Annotated in this window: 10 protein-coding genes; 3 read left to right on the top strand and 7 right to left on the bottom strand. The window is 38.1% G+C overall.

From position 1 onward, the window contains the following. Positions 1–84 precede the first annotated feature (84 nt). The 3 genes from MUB24_RS22335 (at position 85) to MUB24_RS22325 (ending at position 2,678) form a co-directional block, all read left to right on the top strand. Entirely contained in the window at positions 85–987 is a 903-nt protein-coding gene (locus MUB24_RS22335; RefSeq protein ID WP_244707839.1) for an ABC transporter permease, read from the top strand. 43 nt (positions 988–1,030) lie between these two features. Then, positions 1,031–2,464 carry a hypothetical protein gene (locus MUB24_RS22330; protein WP_244707837.1) on the top strand — a complete coding sequence of 478 codons (1,434 nt, stop codon included), beginning with the start codon at positions 1,031–1,033 and terminating at the stop codon, positions 2,462–2,464. 76 nt (positions 2,465–2,540) lie between these two features. Beyond that, positions 2,541–2,678 (top strand): hypothetical protein, encoded by a 138-nt coding sequence (locus MUB24_RS22325; RefSeq protein WP_244707835.1) that lies wholly within the window; start codon positions 2,541–2,543, stop codon positions 2,676–2,678. A gap of 191 nt (positions 2,679–2,869) precedes the next feature. On the opposite strand, the gene MUB24_RS22320 is transcribed toward MUB24_RS22325, so the two are convergent. The 7 genes from MUB24_RS22320 to MUB24_RS22290 form a co-directional block, all read right to left on the bottom strand. Next, positions 2,870–3,544 carry an HAD family hydrolase gene (locus MUB24_RS22320; protein ID WP_244707833.1) on the bottom strand — a complete coding sequence of 225 codons (675 nt, stop codon included), beginning with the start codon at positions 3,542–3,544 and terminating at the stop codon, positions 2,870–2,872. A 22-nt stretch (positions 3,545–3,566) separates the two neighbouring features. Beyond that, positions 3,567–4,307: a GntR family transcriptional regulator gene (locus MUB24_RS22315; protein ID WP_244707831.1), complete on the bottom strand. Its 741-nt coding sequence runs from the start codon at positions 4,305–4,307 to the stop codon at positions 3,567–3,569. Between the two features lie 116 nt (positions 4,308–4,423). Beyond that, the gene (locus MUB24_RS22310) at positions 4,424–5,242 is read right to left on the bottom strand and encodes a PfkB family carbohydrate kinase (RefSeq protein ID WP_244707829.1); all 819 of its coding nucleotides are present in this window, start codon (positions 5,240–5,242) and stop codon (positions 4,424–4,426) included. 23 nt (positions 5,243–5,265) lie between these two features. Then, positions 5,266–6,114: a carbohydrate ABC transporter permease gene (locus MUB24_RS22305; RefSeq protein WP_244707826.1), complete on the bottom strand. Its 849-nt coding sequence runs from the start codon at positions 6,112–6,114 to the stop codon at positions 5,266–5,268. Positions 6,115–6,116: 2 nt separating this feature from the next. Continuing rightward, the gene (locus MUB24_RS22300) at positions 6,117–7,019 is read right to left on the bottom strand and encodes a carbohydrate ABC transporter permease (protein ID WP_396426808.1); all 903 of its coding nucleotides are present in this window, start codon (positions 7,017–7,019) and stop codon (positions 6,117–6,119) included. A 146-nt stretch (positions 7,020–7,165) separates the two neighbouring features. Beyond that, positions 7,166–8,440: an ABC transporter substrate-binding protein gene (locus tag MUB24_RS22295; protein ID WP_244707824.1), complete on the bottom strand. Its 1,275-nt coding sequence runs from the start codon at positions 8,438–8,440 to the stop codon at positions 7,166–7,168. Between the two features lie 52 nt (positions 8,441–8,492). Then, the gene (locus tag MUB24_RS22290; protein WP_244707821.1) at positions 8,493–9,245 is read right to left on the bottom strand and encodes an SIS domain-containing protein; all 753 of its coding nucleotides are present in this window, start codon (positions 9,243–9,245) and stop codon (positions 8,493–8,495) included. Between the last annotated feature and the right edge of the window lie 121 nt (positions 9,246–9,366).

Genomic DNA, 9,366 nt, shown 5'->3' with positions numbered 1-9,366 from the left:
AACTTTTTCATTATAACCACCTATTGGGTGAAATGACTAAATTCACCTTTTTTTGGTATTATACCTGATTCTAATAGACTTTGAGTGGTTTTTAGAAAAAAATTAGTCACGGATTCAGGTAGTAATAATTTAATCACAGTTTTACAGCAGATTACTATTAATGTATTTTTGGCTTTAGGAATGACTTTGGTTATGATTCTTGGCGGAATTGATTTATCTGTGGGGGCAATTGTTGCTTTATCGGGAACATTATCGGTAGGTTTTGTTGTAAATAATGGGATGCCCGTAATTTTAGCAGTTATCTTAGGGATTCTTATAGGAGGACTTATTGGTTTACTTAATGGAGTGATTGTTGCCCAGTTTAGATTACCCCCATTTATTATTACTCTTGCTACTATGTACATTGCTCAAGGGATTGCTTATATCTATAGTGGTGGTCAAGCTGCACGTATCACAGATAAGGCTTTCACTACTATTGGAACCGGGAGAATTTTTGGTTTTCTACCTTCTCCCGTGATTTATATGGCCATTTTAGTGTTTATCTTTGTTATGCTCCTAAGCAAAACAAAGTTTGGCACATATGTATATGCCATAGGTGGAAACAGAGAAGCAGCTCGTCTCTCGGGTGTGCCAAGTAAAAAGGTGGAAATATATGTGTATGTATTAACTGGCCTTCTAGCTGGTTTTGCCGGAATTGTGCTTGCGGCTAGAATGTATTCGGGTCAACCATCCGTAGGACAAGGATATGAATTGGATGCTATTGCCGCCTGTGTATTAGGTGGAGTCTCTATGGCAGGCGGTAGAGGAAGTATCAGTGGGACCGTTTTTGGGGCTATTGTAATCGGAGTAGTGAGTAACGGCCTAAATCTTCTTGGAGTAAACTCATTTTGGCAATTACTTATAATGGGTCTCATTATTATCATTGCTGTAATTATTGATGCACAAAAGGGGAAAAAACTACCTTTTAGCTTTAAAAAAGCTGCTTAATAAAATATTTTGCTGATTAATTTGTTGAAAAGGGGTTATAAGAGTGACAATAGAAAGTGAAAAATTAAAGTATAAATTTCAAATTATGTTAAACAATCCAGATCATTTACCTCGTAAGAACGAGCCTGTTATTACAGAATTGAATTTTACCGACTATAAAGTTCATAAAGATAGTCTATTATTCTATGATGATAATAATAATCAGGTTCCTTTTCAAGTTTTCGATGAGGAATTGGATGGGGATTATATTAAGAAAGCATCAATTATTTACTTGGTAAGTATGGACAACTTAGTTACTTCATATTGGCTTTATGCAGGTGAGGAACCACTTAAGGATGCCACTACCGATATTGAAGGAATAAAGAAACTGGAAGTTACACAGCAGGATGGCTTTAGAAGACTAGACACAGGTTATTATGTTTTAGAGTTATGTTCAGGCACTGCTGATGGGACTTCCTATGGAAAATGGGGGATTAGATATTTTGAAGCGAAAGAAGAAAAGAAAGATTTAATAGGGGATTACTCTAATGCAATCGGTGGATTTTATGGTCCGTTCTTCACACCAAAAAACGGCTTGATTAATCCTCCGGAGCACACAAAGGTCGATTGCGTGGTTGATGTTGAAGGGCCATTATATTGTAGATATCGATTTAACGGAACGGTACCAGATGGTTTGGATGATAATCTAAAAGGGAAAAAATTCTCAATTACTTGGGAGTTTTTCTATAACACTCCTTGGTTTAGGAGAAAATATGACATCGATGACTTCTCAACTACCGTAGATGGTATTCCAGTATCAAATAAAATTACGGTTGGAGATGAATTTGAAAGCGGAAAGGGAAATAGGGTATTCACTTCCTTTGCATCTTATGGTGGTACGTATTATAGAGAAGGGGACTTGTATGCTAATATTTTGTCAGATGGTGTTCATCAATTACTAGAATCAGATGAATTAAATAATCCTAATGTTGAAAAATATAAAGAAATTATCGGAGAAGATATTAATGAAGCTTCTTGGGATTATTTTTGGAGACTATTCAGTGTAAAAGAAGGCATACTTAGCCCAGATGAGATAAAGGAACATATTTCATCTATTATTCCAGAATCACATAAAAAGGTTCATATGGGTGAAAGAAATAAAAAGGTCCTATTTGAAAAAGCGGTAGATGTAAATAATGCGCCAGAGCAAACCATTTTTCCAATGAGCGCAAATAAAACAGCAGAAATTAATGACAATACGGGCTACGCAATGGTCTGGTATACAAGTAAAGTGGTGTCACGATATCAGATTGTACAGAGAAACGATTCTGGATGGGTAAATTGGGGAACAAATGGCGAAAATGAATACCCCGAATTGCCGACGGGTTCAACTATATACACAGCATACGGAAAATTTGATAATTGGGAAGACCAAGCAGACACCATGGAGAAAAATATTGATTCCAAACAAGGGTTAGCAGAACTTATCAATGAATAGATATCTTAATAGATTTAGCTTGCTGAATTATCAAGGGGCGGTATGATCCTACTCTATCTGGGGAGCGGGAGGTACCATGTTTGTATGCGCTGTTGTAAATGAAGCAGATGCGGGCTATATTAAACAATTAAGAGATTATGGCAGATTCCATCAAGTTGTCAGTGGATGGAATCTTCCATTTTTACATAAACTCATTACGAGTCGTTTGACTTGAGGCTTTCTTATTGCTGCCCTCAGATCTCATATCAGTGTAAGAAGACGTAATGTATTATCTTTCCAAAGCCTTCAAAAGAAAAAGACCTTCTCGCACTTGGAGAAAGTCAAAGAAGAGGGCAGGGCAATATCTTGCTGGCTTCCCAAAGATTATTTAACATCATTCGAGTGGTGAGCTGGTATTTAACCCAATTAATATCCGGCTTTTACACTGTTTGTTACCAGCTCTATTACTTCAGGTAATGGCATGTCAGCCATCGAATCCATCCGATGTTCCACCTGGCAAAAGTCCATTGTACAGGTCACTTCGTTCGGAATGATGGCACAATACATCCCGGCACGTTTGGCAGCCAGCGCCCCGTTTGCCGAGTCCTCAAATACCAGACATTCATTCACATTAAGTCCTAAGCATTCTGAAGCTTTTAGGTATAGTGAGGGATCTGGCTTCACCTTCAAAACGTCATCAGAGGTTTTAATGCAGTCAAAGTAATCGAAGAGTTTCAGGTTTTGCAGGTGAGAGGATACCCACTGGTAATTTGAACTGGATGCCAATCCTATCTTTAAATTCAGCTTCTTCGCTTCTTTGAGATATTCTTCGACTCCTTCCCTTGCTATCTCGCCTTTTAATTTCTCGTGGAATCTCTTTTTAAAATCCATTCTTATAGCATCTTGGTCAATTGCTTTCTGAATCTTTTCCTCCAAATACTGAAATGGTGAAAATCCTGTATGCGTTCCGATTTCCTCCTGCCACCGAGAAATGGGCAATTCACTTCCATACTCACCGAAAATCTCCTGATATACGTGGTATTGGTGGGTTTCAGTGTCAAATATAAGGCCGTCAAAGTCGAATATAATTCCCTTTATCAATTACTGAACCTCACTTTAGTTTTTATTCATTGTAGTCAACGTCAATAAAGAATTTTATTCTATCTCCAAGCAAATAATAATTTGAATAGTGTACAGGTAAATTGTTTGTATCATAAATGATTTTCTTTACAAGAATTACAGGAATGAGGTTGCTGATTCCCAAATATTCACATATTTGTTGAGAAGGCTGTATATACTCTATTTCCTTCTCAACCCTTGCAAACTTTATTTTATATTTATCTCTGATTACCGCAAAGGTGGAAACATCATTGGTGATGACTTGAGAAATTCCAGGGTAAATATCGAGTGGAAGATAGGCATAGTCAACACTGAATGGGCCATCATCATTTTTTACTAATCTGACCAGCTCCAAAAATTCTTTTTGTTGATAGGAAAAGGCCTTTGAAATGCTTGACTTATTATATATGACTTTTTTCGAGATAATTTCCTTTGTAAAATCATTCTCTTCGGTTGAAAGTCCCTCAGTAAATCCTTTAAGGTTCAATAAATGAAGGTCTCTTTTGGGAGCTTTAACAAAAGTTCCTTTTCCCCTAATAACTTCTAAATAGTTCTCTTCGACTAATTCTTTTATTGCCCTTCTTATTGTTATTCTGCTCACTTTAAACTTATCGCATAGCTCAGATTCATTTGGGATCTTATGTCCAGATTTCAGGCCATTGTTCTCAACATACTCCTTAATCGCCACCTTTATCTGTTCATATAAAAGTATTGGGCTATTTGAGTTATTTTTCTCGTTCGTCATTTATCTTCTCCTATGCATAATACTTACTAACCCGTGCTTGTCATCAAGTGAAACAACGCCTACAACCCAAATCAATCATAGCATATATTGGAAAAAAACTCATTTCGTTAAGAGGGTCACTCCAGAACCTGGGGGTATCCAAATCCTCCATAAAAACTACAGGTTTTCGCAGCAGATTCCGTTCCTTTCTCAATTGCACTTTCAATATCTTTCCCATTGAGATAATTAACCAAAAAGCCAGCGATCAAACTGTCACCGGCCCCCATCGTATCAACGACAGTCACAGGTTGGAGCTTTTGTTCATAAATCTCACCGTCTTTCAGAAATAACGCTGGTAAATTCCCCCTTGTGAATGCGGCAACCTCAAATTTAAAACCCCTAACTTGTTCAATAAACTTCTGCAATTCCTCATTTGTGAGTTCCGAGACAGAGAAGAAGGCAAATTTAATATACTCGGCAATTGAACCAATATAATTCAAATCGGCCTTATCTGAGAAATCATATGAGACATCGATGACTTTAGATAATTTCTCCAATTCTCCTTCCATGGAGGAGTAGCAGCTGACATGACAAATATCAAATTTCGAAATATAATCTAACTCTTCAGGAGTTAGCTGTATTTTAAACCTATGTTGCACAGTGTTTTTCGGCCCTCCTACAAACTCACGGTCCCCATCCTCAGTCAGCGATACCCTTGGTTGACCACTTATTCCCTCAGCTATCCTGCTTAAATTATGCTTTACTGATTCCATCTCCAAAGCATATTTTATATGGGCTGCCTTGTCATCAGTGGCAAAAATCCCAATATACGCTACATTTGCCGCACCATTTCTTTTTGCATTCACAGCAACATTTACACAATTCCCCCCTGGATAGTACTTCTCTTGATCTAAGTAACAATCAACAACGTTATCGCCTATAGCAATTAGGTTCATCTAATTCCCTCCCATTCAAATAATTAACCTTTAACCGATCCATCTGAGAGTCCTCTAACCAGATACTTCTGCAGGAATATTAGTAAAACGATCATAGGAACAGAAGCAATTACCATACCTGCAAGTAGTACTCCCCAATCCGTTCTTAGCGCATCTCTGAAATTCATTAACCCTGAAGGAATTGTTTTCAAGTCGTTTGCATCTATGAATACGGTTGCAAATAAAAACTCATTCCATGCAAAGTATGCAGTCAATACAATTGTTGTAATAATAATAGGGATGGACATCGGCAGATATATTCTGGCATAAATACCAAATTCACTGCACCCATCTATGATAGCGGACTCTTCCAATTCCCTGGGGATATGCAGGAAAAATGCTCTTATCAGGATGATGGTCAAAGGTAATCGATAAGCCACATAAGTCAAAATCAAGGCCCATTGAGTATTGATAAGATCCATCACGGTCAACAGCTCAAATAATGGTATAAGAGCAACTTGGGGATTCATCATGATGCCACCAATTGTGAAAAGCAACGCAAGATCAATCCATCTTGATTTGTATCTTGATAATGCGAACGCAGCCATGGACCCGATTATTACAACTAGAATTATTGTTGCAATGGTAACAGTCAGGCTATTCATGAAATAACTTGAAATACCTTTGGACCAAGCCATTGAATAATTCTCGAAATGCCATACAGTAGGCAGACTCCACACGCTTTTGTAAATTTCATCATAGCTTTTAAAGGAAGATACAGTCATCCAGAATAAGGGATAGAGAATAATCAGCGCGAATAGAAGTAGCCCTAACAACATCACATTCTTTTGAATTTGGGACTGCAACCTACCGTTATTGCTTAATTTGTTCATCGTTAATCATCCCTTCCTGTACCTGAGACCTTAATTTGAATCAATGCGAAAATAGCGGTAAGGATGAAGATCAAAGTAGCTACCGAGGATGCATAACCCATATTGTCCTTAACAAATCCCTGCTGATACATATAAACCGACAATGTCATTGAACTTACTCCCGGTCCTCCGTTGGTCAAAATATATGGTTCGTTAAAAACCAGCATGGATCCGGTAACAGTTATTAGGAGATTTACGAACATCGTCTCTTTAACTTGAGGAAGAGTAATACTGAAAAACTTTCTTATTTTCCCTGCCCCATCTATATCAGCTGCCTCATACAAGTCCTGAGGTATCTTTTGAATGGCTACAATAAACAACATTGTGATAAATCCTATGCTCTGCCACTGTGACATGGCAATGACCGCATAAATTGAAGTTTCTGCATTACCTAACCAAGGTGTAGCTAGGATTTCCAGACCAATAAGTTTTAAGAAACTGTTTAACAGCCCCATTTGTGGGTTATAAATGAAGCTGAATAATAAGGCAATAACAGAAATGGAAATCATCACGGGTATGAAGTAAATTACTCGCAGGAAAGGTGCAACACTTCTAAACAATTTATCTTCTAATATAGCGGCAAGCACAAGCGCAAAGGCAATTTGAAAAACGACCGATATGATTGCGTACTTTATGTTGTTTAATAGAGCTGTTAAAATGACTTTATCTTGAAACAACTTAACAAATGCGCTTACCCCGACAAATTCCTTCGACTGGGAAAATACACTGAATTCAAAAAAACTGTTATAGAAGTTTTGAATTAGCGGTATATAAATAAAAATCCCCAAGAACAACAAGCTAGGCAATAAAAATAGCAAAGGGGTAATAAATTTTTTTCGAACGGTCATGGGTACACCTGCTTTCATAAAGGTTTCTTTAGAATAAGAGAAAGAGCTCCAATTCTGGTTTGTATGCCTAGATTTCAAAACCGGAATTGGAGCGGATCCAACCTTATTTGCTAAAATCTATGACAACGGAATCCCGCAGCAGTCTATTCTATCTGGATTGCTCTTTATTTTTTTAGATTAGCAGCCTCTTTCTGGGCCTCTTTTACAATCTCCTGAGGTGTTGTTTGCCCGGTAGCAAGCTCTTGGGCTCCGCGCATGAACACATCTGCGATATTAATATTCACTGCATTGTCAAACCATGGAGCAGTTGAGGAGGCATTTAAAATCAGTTCATACGCTTCCAAGCTTGTTTCATTTACATTTTCTGAAGTAACCGCACCCTTAATAGCGTTCAACTGACCATCCTCTTTCGTAAAATCGAATGCTGTTTCTTCTGAGGTCAAAAACTTTAAAAATTCGATGGTTTCTTTTGGTGCATTTTTGCTCACCATCCAACCTTCCGGCGCACCCGTTAGCGCGTTTTGATCGCCTTTTCCATCAGGGAAGGATGGGAAGTCAAAGAATCCTATTTCGACATCGCCAGCTTCCTGAGCAAGTTTGATTTCTGCAAATTGCATGTACAAAATCGGTACCTCACCAGCAGCAAACATATTCCTAGCGGCTTCATGATCAATAGCTGTGGATACGTCACCCATGTAACCAGTTAGTTCCTGAAATACCTCTAGGCCCTTGATATAACCAGGATCCGAAAACTCACCAGTTTCCAGACTATAATCCTGCGCCAACACTTGAGGATCAACAATTCTTTGGAAGATTGTTCCTAGATAGTGAGAAATCGCCCAAGTATTTGTTAAACCTTCAACCAAAGGCTCATCATACCCCGCCTTCTGAAGATCTTTCAAAACATTGATAAATTCATCATACGTATTTGGGGTGCTGATGCCGTTTTCCTCAAAGATTTTCTTATTGTAGAAAAACGCTTTGCCATCAACAGTGAAAGGAACACCATATGTGACTCCGTCAAAAGTAAAACCTTCATACTGTGATTCTATTATATTTGACGACCAATCCTTATCTTCATTAATGATATCATTCAATTCCATTATCCTATTAGAAGATACCAGGTTCTCCGCAAAGGAGTCCGACCAGGCTGAGAAAATATCGGGTAAATTGTCGTTTGATACCAATACTCTAATTTTTTCCTTGTAGGAGTCATTCAAAACAGAATCAACGTTAATGTGGACATTTGGATTTTTTTCCATAAACTCTTTGATTTTTTCATCGTAAAAGGACTTTCTCGGCTCATTGGGCCACCTATGGAAGAAATTAATTTCAACTTTTCCATTGCCAGCAGTTTTGCTCTTACCGTCAGAGCCGCAAGCAGCTAACATTGATATCACTAAAACAAGGGTAACCAAACAGCCAAATACCTTTCTCATTACAACCCCCCATTTCTAAATTTATTGGTATCCACACACGTTTAAACTGATATCAATAATCCATTTTCCACATATACCTTCTTACTGATAGTGGATGTCCTGAATGTTCCGCTAATCCATCCGCATAGAGCCTTAGAACAAATCCAGCAAGCGCCGGTCCAAAATATTCCTTCAAATCTTTATCGACGCCATCATAATCGAAGGTCTCTACGTCTACTACTTCTACCTTCTCACTGAACTTTTCGGCAAAATTGATTGCTCTATCGTCTAGTGGTCTGCTAGGTCCATCCCCCTTCACAATGAGAAATGGGACGTCAAAATCAGTAATTTCAAATGGCCCATGGAAATACTCACCTGAATGAATTGCATTTGAATTAATCCATAGCATCTCCATTAATAAACAGCTTGTGAATGAGTAAGCGTGGTGAATATAGGCCCCGCTTGCCATTGTATAAATTAATTTCTCTCTCTTATACTTTTTTCCATATTCATCTGCACGTTTGTGGAATAATTCCACGTTCTTATCGATCAAGTTTTGCAGGTTGCCCAATTGCCCGAAAAATCTTTGGAACTTTTCGTCTGGAGAAAAGATATTCATCAACTCAAAAATCAGAGTATAGTAGATACCAGTTTCTCCGTCAATTGCATCCGAACCATCTTTGTAATTGTAATGGACTGTAAATTCCGCTTCCTTGCATAAAGGTGATTCCGTTTCCATAGAAATTGCTACTGTCAAAGCGCCTTTTTCTCTGGCAAAGCTTGCCGATTTCACTGTTTCAGGTGTCGTACCTGAATGGGATCTCAAAATAACTCCTGATTAAGCCCCACGCTATGCGTGGGAGAACAGAAACGGAAGTACCTTTACGTATGATAAAAAAAGTCCTCCTCTGCTATAATGACAAAGGTTTCGCAAGCCAATGTCGGGC

Origin of the sequence: Lederbergia sp. NSJ-179 (assembly GCF_022867885.1) — a bacterium.
GTDB lineage: Bacteria > Bacillota > Bacilli > Bacillales > Bacillaceae_C > Lederbergia.
The sequence above is the reverse complement of the archived record's forward strand: the minus strand, read 5'-3'. Positions and strand labels throughout refer to the sequence as shown.

Bases quoted from the DNA above. Each gene is read 5' to 3' on its own strand.
- MUB24_RS22325 (WP_244707835.1), top strand. From the start codon at position 2,541: ATGTTTGTATGCGCTGTTGTAAATGAAGCAGATGCGGGCTATATTAAA.
- MUB24_RS22315 (WP_244707831.1), bottom strand. From the start codon at position 4,307: ATGACGAACGAGAAAAATAACTCAAATAGCCCAATACTTTTATATGAA.
- MUB24_RS22310 (WP_244707829.1), bottom strand. From the start codon at position 5,242: ATGAACCTAATTGCTATAGGCGATAACGTTGTTGATTGTTACTTAGAT.
- MUB24_RS22305 (WP_244707826.1), bottom strand. From the start codon at position 6,114: ATGAACAAATTAAGCAATAACGGTAGGTTGCAGTCCCAAATTCAAAAG.
- MUB24_RS22300 (WP_396426808.1), bottom strand. From the start codon at position 7,019: ATGAAAGCAGGTGTACCCATGACCGTTCGAAAAAAATTTATTACCCCT.
- MUB24_RS22295 (WP_244707824.1), bottom strand. From the start codon at position 8,440: ATGAGAAAGGTATTTGGCTGTTTGGTTACCCTTGTTTTAGTGATATCA.